This window comes from Pseudomonas sp. PDM15, assembly GCF_014851565.1.
GTDB lineage: Bacteria > Pseudomonadota > Gammaproteobacteria > Pseudomonadales > Pseudomonadaceae > Aquipseudomonas.
On record NZ_JACVAA010000002.1, the window covers coordinates 683772 to 704333 of the forward strand.

Genomic DNA, 20562 nt, shown 5'->3' on the forward strand with positions numbered 1-20562 from the left:
AGATTTTTATTTATAGAAATTATCGCAAATCTGAACCGGTACAGTGCACGCCGCACCGCAACGAAACAGAAACTCTTGTGATGGCTATTTACTACCAACCACTGAATAATGTCAAAATTACATCTCGGAGCACAACAGCAATATTCAATCGTCAAAATTACATCGGCGATGAAATCAGTACTGGAGTGTTTTGGCCCCCACCACTGGGAGGGGGTGCGGGGAAATAACAACAGGGACACTCAGTCCCGCCACGAACATCGGCACGGTTGATGCAGCCTGTCGGGAGTCGATTGCTCGGCTCCAGGCTAGCACCAAGACCGTCCCGACCAAGGAGCAAGGTATGGATGCCCGACCGCCGTACAACCGTCCCCTGGCCCGCCAGGTGGTTGCCTAGCCCACTCCTGTCTCGTCCGCTTGTGGCGGCGACTGCCGCTGACCATCAACCCTTTGCATCGCTCCAGAGAGGACAACCCCATGAGTGCGCCCATCAACCACATCGTCTTCATCATCATGGACAGCTGCCGCTACGACTCCTGCATGGCAGCCAGCACGCCGAACATCGAGCGCGTCGGCCAGGTGGAGAAGCGTTATTCCTATGCCTCCTGGACCGCGCCGTCGCACTACGCCTTCACCATGGGCATGCTGCCGCACAGCACGCCGCGCGAGGTGTATGCCTCCGAGGTGTACAAGGAAGAGTTCGTCCAGTGGGTGGAGCGAACCGGCATCGCCGACGTGTCGTTCCGCGACTTCATCCCGGAACTGTCGCTGCCCAAGGTCCTGGGCCAGCTGGGCTATCGCACCGTGGCAAGGGTGTCGATGCCGGTGCTCAACCAGCAGACAGCGATCAATCAGCACTTCGATGACTACAAGCTGATGGACAACCACAACGACTTCGCCGGCATGGTCGCGGAGATGACCTTCCCCGAGGACGAGCCGCACTACTACTTCCTCAACCTGGGCGAGACCCACTACCCCTACATGCTCAAGGACGAGAACCTGCCGCGGATTTCCGGCGTGCACGGGGTATTCAAGAGCCTCGGCGGCGAGGCCCAGCACAACGCCGCGGACAGCGACGCGTTCTTCGACCAGGAGCAGATGGAGATGCTGCGCCAGCAACAGGTCCGTTGCGTAGAGTACGTCGATGGTCTGATCGGCAAGCTGATGGAGAAAGCACCGGAAAATACCTGGTTCATCATCACCGCCGACCACGGCGAGCTATTTGGCGAGGATGGCTACTTCGGCCACGGCCCGATCATGCACGAGAAGTGCTTCGAGGTGCCTTTCGTCGAAGGCTTCGCAGGCAAGGCCTGATGCGCCAGCCGCTGTTCATCCTGGCGCTGCCGCGGTCCTACACCTCGCTGATCGCCGGCATGCTCGGCCAGCATCCGCAGGCCTATGGTCTGCCGGAGCTGAACCTCTTCACGGTCGAGCACCTGATCGAGATGTGGCAGGACGGCGAGAACAAGACCGAGATGTCTCGCTTTCAGCGCCACGGCATCCTGCGCGCGGTGGCGGAGATCTATGCCGGCGAGCAGAGCAGCAGCGCGGTGGTGATGGCTAATCACTGGGTGGCCGCGCGGCAGAACCGCAGCGGCATGCAGGTATTTCGCGAGATAGTCGACGCGGTGTCGCCGCTGATGGCCATCGACAAGAGCCCGGCGCATGTGGTCAGCCCGGTGTACCTGCAACGCATCTACGAGGCCTACCCGGACGCCTTCTATCTGCACCTGACCCGTCACCCGACCAACCAGGGCAATTCGGTGATGAAGATCCAGGATGGCGGCTATGCGCTGTCGGTCAACTCCATCGACTATTGCGACGGCGAAGCCGTCATCGACCCGCAGATCGCCTGGCACGACATCAACCTGAACATCATGGAACTGCTGGAGAAGATCCCCGCCCGGCAGAAGATGCACGTGCGCGGCGAGGATGTGATGGCCGAACCGCTGCAGTGCCTGCCACGCATCTGCCGCTGGCTGGGCCTGCGCGACGACTTCGAGGCGCTGGAGGACATGCTGCACCCCGAGCTGTCGCCCTTCGCCACCGTCGGGCCGATCAACGCCCTGTTCGGCAACGACCCAAACTACCTGCGCGACCCCGTGTTCGAGCCGCACCAACCCAAGCAACCACCGCTGCGCGCCCCGTTACCCTGGCGCATGGATGGTGCCTGCCTGAAACCCGAAGTACAGCGCCTGGCGCTGGAATTCGGCTACTCACATTGAGCGAGAAGAGCCATGCCAACCCGCGACCGGCTGGGCAACATCAGTACGCCGAGCGACTTGCTCCCCGAGCTGCCTCCGCACCTGCAAGTCCTGCGCGACGACCTGCAGCGGCGCGTGCAGGCCAGCCGCGTGCGTCATTACCTGGACCGCGAGCTGTCGCACCTCAGCGGCAATCGCGAAATAGCCGCCAGCGTGCGCCTGCTGTTCGATGGCCAGGGTCGGCCCGCGGAGAATCTCAGCCTCAGGGAAATCGTCAAGTTTCGGCGAAAGATCGAGACCGATATCCAGTGGCTGGAAGCGGTACTGATCGAGCTACGCAGTGACCTCTGCGTGGTCCGCGAGCTGGAGGATGCGGCCATGGACGTGGCCCATGTCCAGCGCGCGGAAGAAGACTATTAAGGAGAAAGCCAGCATGCGCCTCACTTCCCTTATCGCCCTTGGCCTGACGCTGTTCGCCGGAAACGCCCTGGCCGCCGAAGGCCAGCTGTACCAGATGAACGCCGGCGGTAGCGAGCGCAGCTACAAGCTGTTCGTGCCGAACGGAGCCGCGGATGGCCCGCTGCCACTGATGATCGTGATGCACGGCGGGCTGGGCAATGCCGACGAGACGGAACGCACCACCGGCATGAACAAGGTGGCCCAGGCCAACCAGTTTCTGGTGGTCTACCCCAACGGCACCGGGGCGCGCCTGATGAAGAATCGGCGCACCTGGAACGCCGGCAAGTGCTGCGGCCAGGCCGTGGAACGCCAGATCGACGACGTCGGCTTCATCCATGCGATGCTCACCGATATCGCTGCCCATCATCAGGTGGATCGCTCACGCGTCTACGCCACCGGTATCTCCAACGGTGCGATGATGGCCTACCGCCTGGCCTGCGAGCTGCCAAACGACATCGCCGCGATAGTCCCGATCTCCGGCACCCTGGCGCTCAATAACTGCCCCGGGGCCAAGAGCGTACCCGTGCTGCACATCCACGGCGGCAAGGACAGCAACGTGCCCTACAACGGCGGCATGGGCGAGAACGCCATCGCCGGGGTGGCCCATCGCTCGGTACCCGATACCATGCAGATGATCGCCAACGCCCACGGCTGCGCCGCCGGCTCCAGCGAGAAGGACCTGCCCGACGGTTCCGAGCTGACCAGCTGGAACTGCCAGGGCAAGGCGCCGCTGCAGCTACGCCTGATCCCCAATGGCGAGCATGTCTGGCCCGGCGGCGACAGCCGGCGCAACCGCAAACTGTACGGCGGTGATTTCTCCGCCAGCCAGGCGGCCTGGGATTTCGCCAAGCAGTTCAAGAAGAGCAACTGAGCCCACCAGGACGAGAAACAGCGGCGGCATTTGCCGCCCTTACGCAGTACTGCCTCCGACCGCGGCCCTGTCGCCTTATCCCGGCGGCCGATAAGCTGCGCACCATTGACCTGCAGTACCGTTATCGACGAGGCACTCGAAAATGCCCCTTACCCATCTAGAACGCCTGGAAGCGGAAAGCATCGACATCTTCCGCGAAGCGGTTTCCGAGGCGGAAAACCCGGTGATGCTCTACTCCATCGGCAAGGACAGCGCGGTAATGCTGCACCTGGCGCGCAAGGCCTTCTTTCCCTCGCGCCCGCCCTTCCCGCTGCTGCACGTGGACACCACCTGGAAGTTCCGCGCCATGTACGACATGCGCGAGCGCATGGCGCGCGAGTCCGGCATGGAACTGCTGATCCACCACAACCAGGACGCGCTGGCGCGCGGCATCAACCCCTTCACCCACGGCTCGGCCCTGCACACCGATCTGTGGAAGACCGAGGGGCTGAAGCAGGCCCTGGACAAATACGGCTTCGATCTGGCGTTCGGCGGTGCCCGCCGCGATGAAGAAAAGTCGCGGGCCAAGGAGCGCGTGTTCTCCTTCCGCAGCGCCCAGCACCGCTGGGAACCCAAGGCCCAGCGCCCCGAGCTGTGGCGCCTGTACAACGCGCGCAAGCTGCCCGGCGAGAGCATCCGCGCCTTCCCCCTGTCCAACTGGACCGAGCTGGATATCTGGCAGTACATCTATCTGGAGCAGATCCCGATCGTGCCGCTGTACTTCGCCGAGAAGCGCCCCGTGGTACAGCGCGACGGCGTGCTGATCATGGTCGACGACGAGCGTATGCCGCTGCGCGCGGACGAGACACCCGAACTGAAGAGCGTGCGCTTCCGCACCCTGGGCTGCTATCCGTTGACGGGCGCGGTGGAATCCGAGGCCGACAGCCTGCCGGCGATCATTCGCGAGATGCTCCTGTCCACCACCAGCGAGCGCCAGGGTCGGGTGATCGATCACGACAGCGCCGGTTCAATGGAGAAGAAGAAAGTCGAGGGGTACTTCTGATGAACGCTCATACCCAGCTCATCGAAGAGGATATCGAGCAGTACCTCAAGGCGCACCAGCACAAGACTCTGCTGCGTTTCATCACCTGCGGCAGTGTCGACGACGGCAAGAGCACGCTGATCGGCCGCCTGCTGTACGAGGCCAAGGCCCTGCTCGAAGACCAGCTCAGCGCCCTGGAGTCGGACTCGAAGAAACACGGCACTCAAGGCGGCGAGCTGGACTTCGCCCTGCTGGTAGACGGCCTGTCCGCCGAGCGCGAACAGGGCATCACCATCGATGTGGCCTACCGCTTCTTCGCCACCGAGAAACGCAAGTTCATCGTCGCCGACACTCCCGGCCACGAGCAGTACACCCGCAACATGATCACCGGTGCCTCCACTGCAGACGTGGCGGTGATCCTGATCGACGCACGCAAGGGCATGCTGACCCAGACCCGCCGGCACAGCTATCTGGTGTCGCTGATCGGCATCCGCCAGGTGGTGCTGGCGATCAACAAACTGGACATGGTTGATTACTCGCAGGAGGTGTTCGAGCAGATCGACGCCGACTACCGTGCCTTCGCCAGCAAACTCGGCATCGAGCATATCCAGAGCATCCCGCTGTCGGCCCTGCGCGGCGACAATATCACCGAGCCCAGCCCGAACACCCCTTGGTACCAGGGGCCGAGCCTCATGCAGTTCCTTGAGACGGTGGAGCTGGAACAGATGCGCGAGGACGCGCCGCTGCGCATGCCGGTGCAGTGGGTGAATCGCCCGAACCTGGACTTCCGTGGCTTTTCCGGGCGCATCCTTGGCGGCAGCGTGCGCCCCGGCGATGCGATCCGCGTGCTGCCCTCCGGCAAGACCAGCAAGGTCGAGCGCATCGTCACCCTGGGCGGCGATCTGGCGCAGGCGGTCACCGGCCAGTCGGTGACCCTGACCCTGAGCGACGAGATCGACATCAGCCGCGGCGACGTGATCGCGGCGGCTGATGCGCCGCCAGCGGTGGCCGACCAGTTCGAGGCCACGCTGGTGTGGATGAGCGAGGAAGCCATGCTTCCCAGCCGCCCCTACCTGATCAAGCTGGGCGCCAGCAGCACCGGTGGTGCTCTCGGTCAGCCCAAGTACCAGATCGACGTCAACAGCCTCGACCAGTTGCCGGCCAAGACGCTGGGACTCAACGAAATCGGCGTTTGCACCCTGAGCCTGGATCGCCCCGTACCGTTCGATGCCTATGCCGACAACCGCGACATGGGCAGCTTCATCGTCATCGACCGCTATACGCACCAGACGGTTGGCGCAGGCATGCTGCACTTCGCCCTGCGGCGCTCGCAAAACATCCACTGGCAGGCCGTGGAAGTAGACAAGGCTGCACGTACTCGCCTGAATGGCCACAAGCCCTGCGTGATCTGGTTGACCGGCCTGTCTGGCGCGGGCAAGTCGACCATCGCCAACCTGCTGGAGCGGCGCCTGCATGCTCTGGGCGTACACACCTATCTGCTGGATGGCGATAACGTGCGCCACGGTCTGAACAAGGACTTGGGCTTCACCGCGGCCGACCGAGTCGAGAACATCCGCCGCATCGGAGAAGTCTCCAAGCTGATGGTGGACGCCGGCCTGATGGTGGTCACCGCCTTCATCTCGCCGTTCCGCTCGGAACGCCAGCTAGCCCGTGATCTGGTGGCCGAGGGCGAGTTCATCGAGGTGTTCGTCGACACGCCGCTGGCAGAAGTGGAGAAGCGCGACCCCAAGGGCCTGTACAAGAAGGCCAGGCGCGGCGAACTGAAGAACTTCACCGGCATCGACTCGCCCTACGAGGCACCGGAGAGCCCGGAAATTCATATCGAGACGCTCAAGCACGGTGCCGAAGAGGCCGCCGACCTGGTTGTCGCGCAGCTACGCGAACTGGGCCTGGTGGTTTGATGAGCAGGCCGGGGCATCCTCGCCCCGGTCATCTCACAGTTCGATCATCTCGAAATCGGCCTTGGTCGCACCGCAGTCGGGGCAAAGCCAGTCCACCGGAACGTCCTCCCAGCGAATCCCGGGTGCGATGCCGTCGTCCGGCCAGCCCAGGGCTTCGTCATAGATGAAGCCGCAGATGACGCATTGCCATTTCTTCATATCAGCCTCCCGCCGCTCTCTCAGCATAGAAAGTTACCGAGATAAATCGGCGGAAAAAGTTGGCGATAGAGGAGAAGAATATTCCCTGAACTCAGCGTGCGACCTGTCCTCCAAAAAAGAGGACAAGCGATAGTGATGCTCTGGAATTGATAGAACCAGTCGCTATAATCGCCCGCGCTTTTACTTATTCAACTTCAGTACTAATACTTAAAGCTGCGAATAGAATTCCGCAGCCTCATATCTGGTGAACATGTGACGAAAGACGAACTGCGCACCGAACTGGAGCGCCAGGCGCAACGTTACAAGGATGTTTATGGCGGCGAGGTGATTACCTACGCGGCCCAACCGGACCCCGAGCGCAAGCCCTGGCGCAAGAAACAGAGCCTGCTGGATCAGGCGTTCCAACAGGAACTGCAAAAGATCGAGCGGGCCCGCGAAGCGGAATAAGCGATATCCGCCGTTCAGACTAAGCCTGAACGGCGGCGCCACTATTCAGCGACGTCGACTCCCACCCAACAGGGACCCCATCAAACCGCGCACCAGTTGCCGGCCGATCTGATTGGCAGCCTGGCGTACCGCGGTTTTCATTACCTGGCTGGCAAGACTGCCCAGCAGCTCTCCAGCCATGCCACCCAACCCGCCCTCCTCCACCTGGGTCTCCTTGCCGGCTTTACCGACAGGGGCCTCTGCTGGCGCCTGGGCGGCACGGGCCATAAGCAGCTCATAAGCCGACTCGCGATCCATCGGCCGATCATAGCGACCCGCCTGGGGCGAGGTGCGCAACAGCTCTGCCCGTTCGGGCTCGTTCAGCGGGCCGATACGCGATTGCGGCGGAGCGATGGCCACACGCTGGACCACGGCCGGCGTGCCCTTCTCTTCCAGAGTTCCGACCAGCGCCTCGCCGATGCCCAGCTCGGTGAGCACGCTCAGGCTGTCGAACGCCGGGTTGGGGCGGAAGCCGTCGGCCACGGCACGCAGGGATTTTTGCTCCTTGGCGGTGAAGGCGCGCAGGCCGTGCTGGATGCGCAGGCCGAGCTGGGCCAGCACCTGATCCGGCAGATCGCTGGGCGACTGGGTGACGAAGTAGACGCCGACGCCCTTGGAGCGAATCAGGCGTACCACCTGTTCCAGGCGCTCCTGCAAGGCCTTGGGCGTATCGGCGAAGAGCAGGTGCGCCTCGTCGAAGAACAGCGCCAGCACCGGTTTGTCGGCATCGCCACGCTCCGGCAACTGCTCGAACAGCTCGGCCAGCAGCCACAACAGGAAGGTCGCGTAGACCTTGGGCGCCTCATGCACCAGACGGCTGGCGTCCAGCAGATGGATGCGCCCACGGCCGTCGCGATCGGGATGCAGTATGTCTTCCAGCTGCAGCGCCGGCTCGCCAAACAACGCCTCGGCGCCTTGCTGCTCGAGGGTCGCCAGGCGGCGCAACAGCGCCTGGGAGGAAGCGCCGGCAAACAGCGCGCGATCCTCGCCGAGCATCTCGGGATGGTCTTTGAGGTGATTGAGCAGGGCCTTGAGATCTTTCAGGTCGAGCAGCAGCAGGCCTTCGCGATCGGCCACCTGGAAGGCAGCATACAGGGCAGCCTGCTGGCTGTCGGTCAGCTCCAGCAGGTTGCCCAGCAACAGCGGCCCCATCTCGCTCAGGGTGGTGCGCAGGGGATGGCCGCTCTTGCCCGCCACGTCCCACAGGGTCACCGGGTAGGACCGGGGGCTGTGGTTCAGCCAGGGCATGCCGGCGATTCGCTCGGCCACCTTGCCTTGGGGGTTGCCCGGCGCCCCTAGACCACACAGATCGCCTTTTATATCGGCAGCGAACACCGCCACACCGGCATCGCTGAACGCCTCGGCCAGGCGTTGCAGGGTCACCGTCTTGCCGGTACCCGTCGCGCCTGCGACTAGGCCGTGACGGTTGGCCAGGCGCAGCGCCTGGGCAATCGGCTGGCCCTGAGGGTCCGCGCCAAGAACAAAAGAATCGACTACCGGCATCTTGCCATCCCTCGGGCTAAAGCTTTACTGCAGTTATGTCGCTATAGGTGGTGTAACTAAGCGCTCGTGCGTCTTCGCACAGCCACCCAATAAGACTGCTGCCAGACATTACCGGACGCAAGTGACCATGACCCAGAATCTGAAGTTCAGCCACAAGATCCTGCTTGCCGCCTCACTGGTGGTGATTGCCGCCTTCTCCCTGTTCACCCTGTACAACGACTACTTGCAACGCAATGCCATCCGCGCGGACCTGGAAGACGAGTTGCGTAGCCTGGGCGAAGTGACGGCAAGCAACATTCAGAACTGGCTGTCCGGTCGCATCCTGCTGGTGGAGAACGTCGCCCAGAGCGTGCAGGACGACACTCCCGAGACGCTGGCCCGTACCCTGGAACGCAAGGCGCCGGCCGCGACTTTCGACTTCACCTACCTGGGCTCGGCAGACGGCACCTTCACCATGCGCCCGGAAAGCGAGATGCCGGCCGACTACGACCCGCGCACCCGCCCCTGGTACAAGGACGCCATGACTGCTGGCGGTTCGACCCTGACCGAACCCTACATGGACGCCGCCACCGGCAAGCTGATCATGACCATCGCAACCCCGGCGGGCAGCAGTGGCGTGGTCGGCGGCGACCTGAGCCTGGATACCCTGGTGCAGATCATCAACTCGCTGGACTTCGGCGGCCTGGGCTATGCCTTCCTGGTCAGCGCCGACGGCAAGATCCTGGTCCACTCCAACAAAGACCTGGTGATGAAGACCCTGCGCGAGGTCTATCCGCAGAACACCCCGCAGATCCGCAGCGAGCTGTCCGAGGCCGAACTGGACGGCGTCGAGCGCCTGCTCACCTTCACCCAGGTCAAGGGCCTGCCCTCGGTGACCTGGTACGTCGGCCTGTCCATCGACAAGGACAAGGCCTACGCCACCCTGCACGAATTCCGCGCCTCGGCGATCATCGCCACCATCATCGCCGTGGTCATCATCATGTTCCTGCTGGGCATGCTGATCCGCGTGCTGATGCAGCCGCTGCTGGTGATGGGCAAGGCCATGCGCGATATCGCCCAGGGCGAGGGAGACCTGACCAAACGCCTGAGCGTGCAGAGTCGCGACGAATTCGGCGAGCTGGCCACCTCCTTCAACCAGTTCGTCGAGCGCATTCATGGCTCGATCCGCGAGGTGTCCTCGGCCACCCAGCAGCTCAACGAAGTGGCCAAGCTGGTGGTCAACGCCTCCAACTCTTCGATGGCCAACTCCGACGAGCAGGCCAGCCGCACCAACAGCGTGGCCGCGGCGATCAACGAGCTGGGCGCCGCCGCCCAGGAGATCGCGCGCAACGCCGCCGACGCCTCGCACCAGGCCTCCGATGCCCGCCATCTGGCCGAGGACGGCAGCCAGGTACTGCAGAAGACCATCGTGGCGATGAACGAGCTGTCGGAAAAAATCAGCGCCTCCTGCCGCAACATCGAGACGCTGAACAGCAAGACAGTGGATATCGGCCAGATCCTCGAAGTGATCAAGAGCATCTCCGAGCAGACCAACCTGCTGGCGCTCAATGCCGCCATCGAGGCCGCACGTGCCGGCGAGGCCGGGCGTGGCTTCGCCGTGGTGGCGGACGAGGTGCGTAACCTGGCCCATCGCACCCAGGAGTCGGCCCAGGAAATCCAGAAGATGATCGAAGGCCTGCAGGTGGACGCCCGCGACTCGGTGTCGACCATGACCGAGAGCCAGCGCTACAGCGAGGAGAGCGTTACCATCGCCAATCAGGCCGGCGAGCGCCTGGGCAGCGTGACCCAGCGCATCGGCGAGATCGACGGCATGAACCAGTCAGTGGCCACCGCCACCGAGGAGCAGACAGCCGTGGTCGACTCGCTGAACATGGACATTACCGAGATCAACACCCTCAACCAGGAAGGTGTGGAGAACCTGCAGGCCACCCTGCGCGCCTGCGGCGACCTGGAGCAACAGGCCTCGCGCCTGAAGCAGCTTGTCGACAGCTTCCGTATCTGATCAGTCCGGCGCGGGAATCTCCTGCGCCGATTCATCTTCACCCTCCGGCGCCTGTTGCAGGCGCTGCCAGAGTTCGGCGGCATCGGGAAACTCGGTGCCGTCGGTTTCTCTCAAGGCATCGGGATCGTAACGCTGCAGACAGCCCTCCCCCAAGGTGGGCGGCGGCGTAGCCGTACCTCGTTTCATCCTTGCCTCCTGACGGTCAGTCGAAGACTACCGTCTTGTTGTCATGCACCAGCACCCGGTCTTCCAGGTGATAACGCAGGCCACGGGCAAGCGCCATCTTCTCCACGTCCTTGCCCAGGCGCACCATGTCTTCGATGCTGTCGCGATGGGTCACCCGCACCACGTCCTGCTCGATGATAGGGCCGGCATCCAGCTCTTCGGTGACATAGTGACAGGTGGCGCCGATCAGCTTGACGCCACGCAGCGAGGCCTGGTGGTAAGGCTTGGCGCCGACGAAGGACGGCAGGAAGCTGTGGTGGATGTTGATTACCCTCCCGGCGTATTCCTGGCACAGCTGCGGCGGCAGAATCTGCATGTAGCGGGCAAGCACCACCACGTCGGCCCGGTACTCGCCGACCAGGCGCGAGACCTCGGCAAAGGCGGGGGCCTTGTCCCTGGGATCGACCGGCACATGGTGGAAAGGAATGCCATGCCACTCGACCATGCTGCGCAGGTCGTTGTGGTTGGAGATCACGCAGGGAATCTCGCAGTCCAGCTCATCGCTGTGCCAGCGGTGCAGGAGGTCGGCCAGGCAGTGCGACTCGCGACTGGCCATCAGCACCACGCGTTTCTTCTGCGCGGAATCGGTGATCCGCCACTCCATGGAGAATTCACGGGCGATGGGACCGAATGCCTGACGAAAACCTTCCAGGTCGAAAGGCAGAGAGTCGGCGCGAATCTCGTGACGCATGAAGAACCAACCACTCTGGTTATCCGAGTGGTGGCTGGCTTCGGTGATCCAGCCATTGTAGGTAGCCAGAAAATTACTGACCTTGGCGACGATGCCAACGCGGTCCGGGCAGGCGATCACCAGCCGAAAAGTGCGCATGTGGGGAACTCCAGAACTTTGCGAGGCGCCATTCTAGCCGCAGCCGGGTGAACTTTCAGTACTTACCTCGCCGGCATAGCACCAGTCGACTGAGCCATAACTTGCGCAGCGGTCACTATTGCCGGGCGCCATGTTGATGGTCACGTGGCTGCACAAATGATGAAACAAACTAGCGTTATTTGCCGCTGCAGCACATTGATCGAATAGATACCCGCAGATAATTCCCGCAAAACTTTTCCGACTTGTTTACTTGCCCATTACCGCTGTCTATTATTGCCCTACTGACTACTGCAACTGGCCATTGGGAAAACAACATGTCTCTGATCAACGAATACCGCGCTACTGAAGAAGCCATCAAAGAGCTGCAAGAGCGTCTGAAGAATCTGTCGCAAGACGACAAGCTGAAGAAAGAGCTGGAGTTCGAAGGCAAACTGCGCACTCTGATGGGCGAATACCAGAAGTCCCTGCGCGACATCATCGCCCTGCTCGATCCGGAGGGTGCCAAAGGCGGCAAGACCGCTCGCCCAGCCAAGCCGACTGGCGGCAAACGCGCCCGCAAGGTCAAGCAATACAAGAACCCGAACACCGGTGAAGTGATCGAAACCAAAGGTGGCAACCACAAGACTCTGAAAGAGTGGAAAGCCAAGTGGGGCGCCGACACCGTTGAAAGCTGGGCCACCCTGCTCGGTTAATTTCGACGAAAACCAAAAAATGCCGGCAATTGCCGGCATTTTTTATTCCTCTCTCTTTTTCTAGCCCACAACGCAATAGCGCTCACCCAGCAGCCGGGCATGTTCCTGCCAGGCCTGCAGCACCTGTTGCTGTGCTGGCGACGACAATGGCAACTCCGCTTGCAACGCCAGTTCGAAGTTGGCCAAGGTATTCGGTGCACCCATCGCGCTATTGCTCAACCGATCACGACAGAACTCTCGCCAGCGCTGCTGCTCGGCACTAGTCAATGAGACCGGGAAATTCCGCGCGCGATAGCGAAACAGCAACTCGGGCAATCGCTCATCACTGAATGCCCAGTTATCCCGGGCCAATTGCTCAGCAGAGGAGTGGCGTACTTGCTCGCACAGTCGACGATCGCGATCACCGAGAAAACCCGCGTACAGTTGCTGTTCCGGGTCATGCAGCGGCTCGAAGTCGTCCGCCGCATACAGATCGGCCAACTTGTTCTGCCACAACGCCTGCTGCTCACCAAGTGCGGAAGTCCGCTGCTCGCATTGCGCCAAGTCGATCTGCAGGCGTTCGATGTCGGCAGGGCGTAGCACCTTAAGCGGCGCCACTACTGGGCACTTGTTGATATGCAGAAGCTTGAGCGGCACCGGCAGCTCACCCTCGGCCAACTCGTCACGCCGGGTGTAAAGGCGTCTGCGCAAGCCATCGGCATCCAGGTCGAACAGAGGCTGCGGATCGGACTGCAGATCGCAGACGATCAGCGCATTGCGATTGCGCGGATGCCAGGCCAGCGGTAGCACCACTGCCAGGTAATGCCGACTGCCGGCAAAGCGCCCGGAAACATGCACCAGCGGTTGCAACAGACGAATCTGCTCGGCCACCTTGGCCTTGCTGCGCAGCTGATAGAGGAAGTCGTATAGGCGCGGCTGCCTGTCTCTGAGCAGGCGTGCCAGACCTATGGTCGCACGCACGTCGGACAACGCGTCGTGAGCCTGGCCATGAGCGATGCCATTGGCCACAGTGAGCCGCTCCAGCTTGAGCGAGACCCTACCCTCTTCGTCCTGCGGCCACTCAATGCCCTCCGGACGCAAAGCATACGCCGCCCGCACCAGATCTATCAGATCCCAGCGACTGTTGCCGCCTTGCCACTCACGGGCATAGGGGTCGTAGAAGTTGCGGTATAGGCTGTAGCGGGTCACCTCATCATCGAAACGCAGACTGTTGTAGCCCGCGCCGCAGGTTCCAGGCAGCGCCAGCTCGGCATGCACCCGGGCCATGAACTCCGCTTCCACCAGGCCTTTTTCGGCCAGTATCTGTGGAGTGATTCCGGTAATACGGCAAGCCGCCGGGTGCGGCAGGATGTCATCAGATGGCCTGCAATAGATATTGAGCGGCTCGCCGACTTCATTGAGCTGCTCATCGGTACGGATGCCCGCCACCTGTAGAGGGCGATCACAGCGCGGGTTGATACCGGTGGTTTCGTAGTCGTACCAGAAGATGCTCGAAGACAAGATGCTTTCCCCGGAAATATCGCCGCGGCAGTCTAGCATCCGTCCGAATCCAACCAGCCGCCGCGAAAGCTTGAAATCGCTCACGCTGCCCGACTTGTCGCTGACCCGGTGCGCCTATAGGATGACCGGATCAGGAATTTCCCACCCACAAGGACAGTAGTCATGAGTGAATCCACCGCTCCCAACCCCTACGCCGCGCCGAGCAGCAACCTGCAGGAAGCTCACAGCGGTCAGGTGCCGACCATCGCCGAAGCGCTCAGCCGTGGCTATGACTTCAATATCGGCGATCTGCTCAGCGAAGCCTGGCAGCGTGTCAAAGGCACCAAAGGCATCATCATCGGCGGTTTCATCGTCTTCTACGTTGCCCTGTTCGCCGCCACCGCGGTACTCGGCTTCATCTTTGGTGGCCTGGCGAGCGAAGACAACATCGCCGGCATCATCATCGCCCAGCTGATCATCACCGTACTGGCCTCAGCTCTGTCCTATCCGTTCCTAGCCGGTCTCAACATGGTCGGCATCCGCCGAGCTGCCGACCAGCCGGTCAGCTTCAACGAGATCTTCAGCCACTTCGGTCGCCTGGTGCCGCTGCTGATCACTGCCGTCGTGATGATGATTCTGGTCTACGTCGGCATGCTCCTGCTGATCATCCCCGGCATCTACCTGAGCGTCGCCTACATGCTGGCCATCCCCCTGGTGGTTGAGCGCGGCCTGTCGCCCTGGCAGGCACTGGAAACCTCGCGCAAGGCCATCAGCCAGCACTGGTTCAAGGTCTTCGGCCTGTTCCTGCTGCTCGGCATCATCATGGGCCTGAGCATGATCCCGGTCGGCATCGGCCTGATCTGGACCATCCCGCTGTTCATCATCAGCATGGGCGTGCTGTACCGCACCATCTTCGGCGTACTGCCGCCGGCCAACTGATCCAGTCCAGAAGTTCGGGCCGCCTCTGGCGGCCCGATTGCTTTAGCGTCCTGCTGCTGGCTAGCATCAGGCTTTCTTCGATGCAGTCGACCGATGCAGCCTAATCGCCCCCAGCCGGAACTCCCCGACTTCCCCCTTCTGGATACCCGCCGCCTGGTGGAAACGCCGGAAGGCATCGATTTGATCCTCCGACCCGCCGGCCTGATGCCGCGTGCCCTGGCCTTCGGCATCGACCTGCTGATCCGCGGCGCCATTCTGGTGGCCGCCTTCGTCATTCTCGGTATCCTCGGCCAATTCGGCGCGGGCCTGGGCACCATCCTTTATTTCCTGGTCAATTGGTGGTACCCGGTGCTGTTCGAAGTGCTGAATCAGGGCCGCACCCCCGGCAAGAAAGCCATGGGCCTGCGCGTGGTGCACGACGACGGCACCCCGGTTGGCTGGGCGGCATCGCTGACCCGCAACTTGCTACGAGCCGTGGACATGTTGCCGTTCGCCTATTGCGTCGGCGCCGTCAGCAGCCTCAGCCATCCGAGCTTCAAGCGTCTTGGCGACCTCGCCGCCGGCACCCTGGTGGTCTACCGCGACGAGGAACTGAAACGCCCACAGATTCCCGAGGCGGATGCCGAGCGTGCTCCCTTCCCCCTCAACCTGGCGGAGCAACGCGCCGTGCTGGACTTCGCCGAGCGCCGCGCCAGCCTCTCCAGCGCGCGCCGCGCCGAACTGGCCGGCATCCTCGCTGAGCCCCTGGAAAGCCTGCCGGAACATGCCGAAACGCGCCTGCACGGCATCGCCCGCGGCCTGGTGGGCTCGACATGAAACAGCACCTGTTCGAACAACGCCATAACGGCGACTGGCAACGCTTCGAGGCGCGTCTGAGCAGTCTGGAAAAAGGCAAGGTCGAGCGTCAGGATTGCGAGAGCTTCGCCGCCGACTATCGCCATCTATGCCAGCACCTGGCCCTCGCCCAGGAGCGCGGCTACAGCAGCCATCTGATCGACCAGCTGCAGCAGTTGGCCATGCGCGGCCACCAGCAGTTCTACCGTCACCGCAGCCACTTGGGCGCGCAGATCATCGGTTTCGTCATCGCCGGTTTTCCGCAGCTGGTACGCCGCGAATGGCGCGCCGTGCTGGCCGGCGCCCTGCTGTTCTTCGGCGCGCTGATCGGCATGGGCCTGCTCACCTGGCTGTTCCCGGACATGATCTATAGCGTGATGGATCCCGAGCAGGTGCGGGAGATGGAGAAGATGTACGACCCGGCCGCCCGGCGCATCGGCCGCTTCGCCGAACGCGACTCCGGCGACGACTGGATGATGTTCGGCTTCTACATCATGAACAACATCGGCATCGCCTTTCAGACCTTCGCCAGTGGCCTGATCTTCGGCCTCGGCAGCCTGTTCTTCCTGCTCTACAACGGCCTGGTGATCGGCGCCGTTGCCGGCCACCTGACCCGCATCGGCTACAGCGAGACCTTCTGGTCCTTCGTCATCGGCCACGGTGCCTTCGAGCTCACCGCGATCGCCTTCGCCGGCGCCGCCGGCCTCAAGCTCGGCTGGGCCCTGCTCGCCCCCGGCCGTCTCGGCCGCGGCGAAGCCCTGCGTCAGGCCGCCGGCAAGGCCATCCAGCTGGTCGCCGGGGTCATACTGTTCCTGCTGATCGCCGCCTTCGTCGAGGCCTACTGGTCGTCCATGACCTACGCCACGCCCGCCACCAAATACGGGGTCGGGGCCGGTTTATGGTCGCTGGTGATCGCCTACTTCCTGTTCGCCGGACGGACCCGCCATGCGCCTGACTGACGCCAGCGTCGCCATCCGCCCGCGTACTGCCTGGGAGGCCATCGACCTCGGCGTGCTCCTGGCTCGTCGCCATGCCGGCCTGCTGATGGCCAGCTGGGCCGCCGTGACCCTGCCGCTGTTCGTCCTGCTCACCGCCCTGCTCTGGCAGTACCCGACCATCGCCGCCTTGCTGTTCTGGTGGCTGAAGCCGGCCTGGGAGCGCCTGCCGCTGCATATCCTGTCGCGCTCGCTGTTCGGCGACACACCGACTCTGAAGGAGTCGCTCAAAGCCCTGCCGCGCCTGCTCAAGCCCCAGCTGCTCGCCAGCCTGACCTGGCGCCGCTTCAGCCCGACCCGCAGCTTCGATCTGCCGGTACTGCAACTCGAAGGCCTCGGCGGCGATGCCCGCAGCAAGCGCCTGACCGTGCTCGGCCAGCGCCACTCGGGCGGTGCCGCCTGGCTGACCATCCTCGGCGTCCATCTGGAGATGCTGTTGTGGATGGGCATGGCCACGCTGATCTGGCTCATGGTGCCGCAACAGATTGAGACCCAGCTGGACTGGGACACCCTGATCCAGGCCAGCAGCGGCAAATGGCTGTGGCTGGAGCATGTCTCCAACCTGGTCTACGCCCTGATTCTGGTGTTCTGGGAACCGATCTACGTCGCCTGCGGCTTCACCCTCTACCTCAACCGGCGCACCGACCTGGAAGCCTGGGACATCGAGCTGACCTTCCGCCGCCTGCGCCAGCGCCTGATCGGCAGCGCCTACGCCCTGTTGCTGGCCTGCGCCACCCTGACCCTGATGCTGCCGGCCGGGGATGCCCTGGCCGACGAGCCCACCGGCACCTGCCCGGTGCCCTTCGACGACCCCATGGGCCCCGACGCCGAACGCCTGCTCAATCAGCCGCTGAGCAGCCAGGCCGCCCGGGACAGCATCACCAAGCTGCTGGACGCTGCCCCCTTCGAGAACCGCGAGACCGTTACTCGCTGGCGCTTCGGCGACGAGAAGAAGGCCGAGGAGCCTTCAGAGGAAGACGCGAAGAGCTTCGCCGAGCTGATCAAGAAGCTGTTCAAGCTCGGCGAATGGTGGCGCAAGCTCGACGTGGTCGCCCTGGCCTTCGAGGTCGTGCTCTGGGCCCTGCTGGTCCTGGCCATTGCCCTGCTACTGTGGCGCTACCGCGAGTGGCTGGAAACCTTCGTCGGCCGCCTCGGCCTGCCGCAGCGCCGCGTGCGCGAGATGCCCAGCCAGCTGTTCGGCCTGGAGCTCGCCCCGGAAAGCCTGCCCGACGATGTGGCCGGCGAGGCCGAGCGACTCTGGGCTGAACAACCGCGCGAGGCCCTCGGCCTGCTCTACCGTGCCCTGCTCAGCCGCCTGTTGCATGATTTCCGCCTGCCGCTGAAGGGCTCGCACACCGAGGGCGAAGTGCTGCAACTGGTCGAGCGCCTGGAGCGCGAGGAGCTGAGCCGTTTCAGCCAGGTACTGACCCGCCACTGGCAAAACCTCGCCTACGGTCACCGCCTGCCGCCGGAGAATCTCAAGCGCGGCCTCTGCGAGGGCTGGCGCCGCCTGTTCGCCCAGAGGGCCGCCGCATGAGCCGCCCGCTGAAGATTGCCCTCGGTGGCATCCTGCTGATCGCACTCGGCTGGCTCGCCCTGCTCGCCGTGCAGCAACTGCAGCCCTACGAGGAAACCCTCGAACACGGCCCCGCTCCCGAGGCCCGCGCCAACGATTACCTGGCCGCGGAGATGTTCCTGCGCCAGCAGAAGATCAGCGTCAAACGCGCCGACGGCCTGGATGCGCTCAACGGCCTGCCCTCGGCCGGGCAGACCCTGATGCTGCTCGGCCCACGCCACAACATGACGCCACGCCAGACCAAGCTGGTGCTGGACTGGGCGGCCAAGGGCGGTCACCTGGTGTTCGTCGCCGAGGAAGTCTGGGACGAGGAAGAGGGTCGCAGTGGCGACCTGCTGCTGGACAGCCTCGGTGTGCAGCAGAGCAGCACCTACGAAGAAGAGGAAGACGAGGACAGCGAGGACGCCGAAGCCAGCGATGAAGCTTCTGTCGACGACGAGGAACTGGATGTCGAAGCCGACGCCGAAGTCGAACTGGAAAACGATGTCGATGCCGCCGATGACGAGCAGTCCGAACAGTCCGAAGCCCGCGAAGAAGAGACCGAGGAAAATCGCTACCCCGAGCTGACCAAGATCTACCTGGAGAACGAGGAAGCGCCGGCCTACGTCGAGTTCGACAGCAGCTTCCACCTGCTGGACACCGAGAACCGCGCCTATGCCTGGGCCAACAGTGGCGACGCCACCCACATGCTGCAACTGGAGCATGGTGAGGGCCTGGTCACCGTGGTGACGGATGCCTGGCTGTGGCAGAACCACAGCATCGGCGACTACGACAACGCCTGGCTGCTCTGGTACCTGAGCCAGGACAGCGCCGTGACCCTGGTCTACAGTACCGAGCGCGCCGACCTGTTCAGCCAGTTGCTCAAGCACTACCCCGCCACCCTCGCCGCCCTGGCCCTGCTGATCGCCCTGCTGCTGTGGCATGTCGGCATGCGCCATGGCCCGCTGCTGGCTGCCCCCACCCATACCCGCCGCCAGCTCGAAGAACACCTGCGCGCCGCCGCCGACTTCCTGCTGCGACGCGCCGGCCAGCAACACCTGCTGAGCAACTTGCAACGCGACATCCTGCGCCGCGCGCGCCATCGCCATCCCAGCTTCGAACGCCTGCCCGTCGCCGAACAGTGGCAGGTGCTCGGTCGTCTCACCCGTCTACCTAGCGGCGCCATCAGCGCAGCCATGCGCCCGCTGCCGACACAGCGCCTGTCCGCCGCCGACTTCACCCGCCAGGTCGCCAACCTGCAAACTCTCAGGAATGCCCTATGAGCGAAATTCCGCAGCAACCCAGCACCAATCCCGAAGCCCCCGCCGCTCCGGTCGAGGCCCCTGTCACACCGGCCGTAGCCGCCGCGGCTCCCGCCAACTCTGCCGGCCAGCAGCGCCAGCGCGCCAGCCAGATGCTCCAGGCCCTGCGCCTGGAGCTGCAGAAGGCCGTGGTTGGCCAGCGCGCGGTGGTGGACGACGTGCTCACCGCGCTGATCGCCGGCGGCCACGTGCTGGTCGAGGGCGTGCCCGGCCTGGGCAAGACCCTGCTGGTGCGCGCCCTGGCCAAGTGCTTCGGTGGCGAGTTCGCACGCATCCAGTTCACCCCCGACCTGATGCCAAGCGACGTCACCGGCCACGCCGTGTACGACCTGCAGAGCGAGCAGTTCAAGCTGCGCAAGGGCCCAGCCTTCACCAACCTGCTGCTGGCGGACGAGATCAACCGCGCGCCGGCCAAGACCCAGGCCGCCCTGCTGGAAGTGATGCAGGAGCGCCAGATCACTCTGGAGGGCCGCGCCATGCCGGTGCCCCAGCCGTTCCTGGTGCTGGCCACGCAGAACCCCATCGAGCAGGAAGGCACCTACCCGCTGCCGGAAGCCGAGCTGGACCGCTTCATGCTCAAGCTGCGCATGGACTATCCGCAGGCCGACGAGGAGCTGAGCCTGGTACGCCAGGTGACCCGCTCGGCCAAGGCCGACATGCTCGAAGTGGCGCCATTGCGTACCCTGCTGTCGGCCAAGGACGTGCTGGCCCTGCAGAAGATCGCCAGCGATCTGCCGATCGACGACCAGGTGCTCGACTACGCCGTACGCCTGGCCCGCGCCACCCGCAGCTGGCCAGGCCTGGCCATGGGCGCCGGCCCACGCGCCTCGATCGCTCTGGTACGCGGTGGCCGCGCCCGCGCCCTGCTGCGCGGCGGCGACTTCGTGGTCCCGGACGACGTCAAGGCCTGCGCCCTAGCCGTGCTGCGCCACCGCGTGCGCCTGGCGCCGGAGCTGGACATCGAGGGACTGTCGCTGGATCAGGTGCTGCAGCAACTGCTCGACCAGGTTCCGGCGCCGCGCCTGTGAT

General features: G+C 63.7%; 20 protein-coding genes. 15 read left to right on the plus strand and 5 right to left on the minus strand.

The annotated features are described in order from the left end of the window. Positions 1 to 474 precede the first annotated feature (474 nt). The 6 genes from IB232_RS07320 (at position 475) to cysN (ending at position 6474) form a co-directional block, all read left to right on the plus strand. Positions 475 to 1311, plus strand: a complete 837-nt coding sequence (locus tag IB232_RS07320) for a sulfatase-like hydrolase/transferase (protein WP_192397853.1) — start codon at positions 475 to 477, stop codon at positions 1309 to 1311. After that, entirely contained in the window at positions 1311 to 2222 is a 912-nt protein-coding gene (locus tag IB232_RS07325; protein WP_192397854.1) for a sulfotransferase family protein, read from the plus strand. The genes IB232_RS07320 and IB232_RS07325 overlap by 1 nt, the downstream gene beginning before the upstream one ends. Before the next feature lie 12 nt (positions 2223 to 2234). Then, positions 2235 to 2621, plus strand: a complete 387-nt coding sequence (locus IB232_RS07330; protein WP_192397855.1) for a hypothetical protein — start codon at positions 2235 to 2237, stop codon at positions 2619 to 2621. A 13-nt stretch (positions 2622 to 2634) separates the two neighbouring features. Next, positions 2635 to 3531, plus strand: a complete 897-nt coding sequence (locus IB232_RS07335; protein WP_192397856.1) for an alpha/beta hydrolase family esterase — start codon at positions 2635 to 2637, stop codon at positions 3529 to 3531. 142 nt (positions 3532 to 3673) lie between these two features. Continuing rightward, positions 3674 to 4573 (plus strand): sulfate adenylyltransferase subunit CysD, encoded by a 900-nt coding sequence (gene cysD, locus IB232_RS07340; RefSeq protein ID WP_192397857.1) that lies wholly within the window; start codon positions 3674 to 3676, stop codon positions 4571 to 4573. Then, positions 4573 to 6474 carry a sulfate adenylyltransferase subunit CysN gene (gene cysN / locus IB232_RS07345; protein ID WP_192397858.1) on the plus strand — a complete coding sequence of 634 codons (1902 nt, stop codon included), beginning with the start codon at positions 4573 to 4575 and terminating at the stop codon, positions 6472 to 6474. The genes cysD and cysN overlap by 1 nt, the downstream gene beginning before the upstream one ends. Before the next feature lie 33 nt (positions 6475 to 6507). On the opposite strand, the gene IB232_RS07350 is transcribed toward cysN, so the two are convergent. Further along, positions 6508 to 6672: a rubredoxin gene (locus IB232_RS07350; protein WP_192397859.1), complete on the minus strand. Its 165-nt coding sequence runs from the start codon at positions 6670 to 6672 to the stop codon at positions 6508 to 6510. A 252-nt stretch (positions 6673 to 6924) separates the two neighbouring features. Here IB232_RS07350 and IB232_RS07355 point away from each other — a divergent pair, with 252 nt between their 5' ends. Further along, positions 6925 to 7119: a hypothetical protein gene (locus IB232_RS07355; RefSeq protein WP_192397860.1), complete on the plus strand. Its 195-nt coding sequence runs from the start codon at positions 6925 to 6927 to the stop codon at positions 7117 to 7119. A gap of 45 nt (positions 7120 to 7164) precedes the next feature. On the opposite strand, the gene IB232_RS07360 is transcribed toward IB232_RS07355, so the two are convergent. Next, complete coding sequence (locus tag IB232_RS07360) at positions 7165 to 8661, minus strand: helicase HerA-like domain-containing protein (protein WP_192397861.1); 1497 nt, start codon at positions 8659 to 8661, stop codon at positions 7165 to 7167. 127 nt (positions 8662 to 8788) lie between these two features. Between IB232_RS07360 and IB232_RS07365 the strand changes: the two genes are divergently transcribed. Continuing rightward, positions 8789 to 10663, plus strand: a complete 1875-nt coding sequence (locus IB232_RS07365) for a methyl-accepting chemotaxis protein (RefSeq protein WP_192397862.1) — start codon at positions 8789 to 8791, stop codon at positions 10661 to 10663. On the opposite strand, the gene IB232_RS07370 is transcribed toward IB232_RS07365, so the two are convergent. Together IB232_RS07370 and purU are read right to left on the minus strand one after the other, a co-directional pair. Beyond that, positions 10664 to 10849 carry a hypothetical protein gene (locus IB232_RS07370; protein WP_192397863.1) on the minus strand — a complete coding sequence of 62 codons (186 nt, stop codon included), beginning with the start codon at positions 10847 to 10849 and terminating at the stop codon, positions 10664 to 10666. 16 nt (positions 10850 to 10865) lie between these two features. Further along, positions 10866 to 11717: a formyltetrahydrofolate deformylase gene (gene purU, locus IB232_RS07375; RefSeq protein WP_192397864.1), complete on the minus strand. Its 852-nt coding sequence runs from the start codon at positions 11715 to 11717 to the stop codon at positions 10866 to 10868. A gap of 314 nt (positions 11718 to 12031) precedes the next feature. On the opposite strand from purU, the gene mvaT reads away from it, so the two are divergent. Then, positions 12032 to 12409: a histone-like nucleoid-structuring protein MvaT gene (gene mvaT, locus IB232_RS07380; protein ID WP_192397865.1), complete on the plus strand. Its 378-nt coding sequence runs from the start codon at positions 12032 to 12034 to the stop codon at positions 12407 to 12409. Positions 12410 to 12469: 60 nt separating this feature from the next. On the opposite strand, the gene sbcB is transcribed toward mvaT, so the two are convergent. Further along, the gene (gene sbcB / locus IB232_RS07385) at positions 12470 to 13909 is read right to left on the minus strand and encodes an exodeoxyribonuclease I (RefSeq protein ID WP_192397988.1); all 1440 of its coding nucleotides are present in this window, start codon (positions 13907 to 13909) and stop codon (positions 12470 to 12472) included. Positions 13910 to 14071: 162 nt separating this feature from the next. Between sbcB and IB232_RS07390 the strand changes: the two genes are divergently transcribed. The 6 genes from IB232_RS07390 (at position 14072) to IB232_RS07415 (ending at position 20561) form a co-directional block, all read left to right on the plus strand. Continuing rightward, entirely contained in the window at positions 14072 to 14827 is a 756-nt protein-coding gene (locus IB232_RS07390) for a hypothetical protein (protein WP_192397866.1), read from the plus strand. Positions 14828 to 14920: 93 nt separating this feature from the next. Next, entirely contained in the window at positions 14921 to 15643 is a 723-nt protein-coding gene (locus IB232_RS07395; protein ID WP_192397867.1) for an RDD family protein, read from the plus strand. Further along, positions 15640 to 16620, plus strand: coding sequence for a stage II sporulation protein M (locus tag IB232_RS07400; protein WP_192397868.1), 981 nt, complete (start codon positions 15640 to 15642; stop codon positions 16618 to 16620). Before IB232_RS07395 ends, IB232_RS07400 begins: the two co-directional genes overlap by 4 nt. Further along, positions 16607 to 18193, plus strand: a complete 1587-nt coding sequence (locus IB232_RS07405; protein WP_192397869.1) for a DUF4129 domain-containing protein — start codon at positions 16607 to 16609, stop codon at positions 18191 to 18193. Before IB232_RS07400 ends, IB232_RS07405 begins: the two co-directional genes overlap by 14 nt. Continuing rightward, positions 18190 to 19494, plus strand: a complete 1305-nt coding sequence (locus tag IB232_RS07410) for a DUF4350 domain-containing protein (protein WP_192397870.1) — start codon at positions 18190 to 18192, stop codon at positions 19492 to 19494. Before IB232_RS07405 ends, IB232_RS07410 begins: the two co-directional genes overlap by 4 nt. Then, a complete protein-coding gene (locus tag IB232_RS07415; RefSeq protein WP_192397871.1) occupies positions 19491 to 20561 on the plus strand; it encodes an AAA family ATPase in 1071 nt (356 codons plus the stop codon). The genes IB232_RS07410 and IB232_RS07415 overlap by 4 nt, the downstream gene beginning before the upstream one ends. Position 20562: the final 1 nt, after the last annotated feature.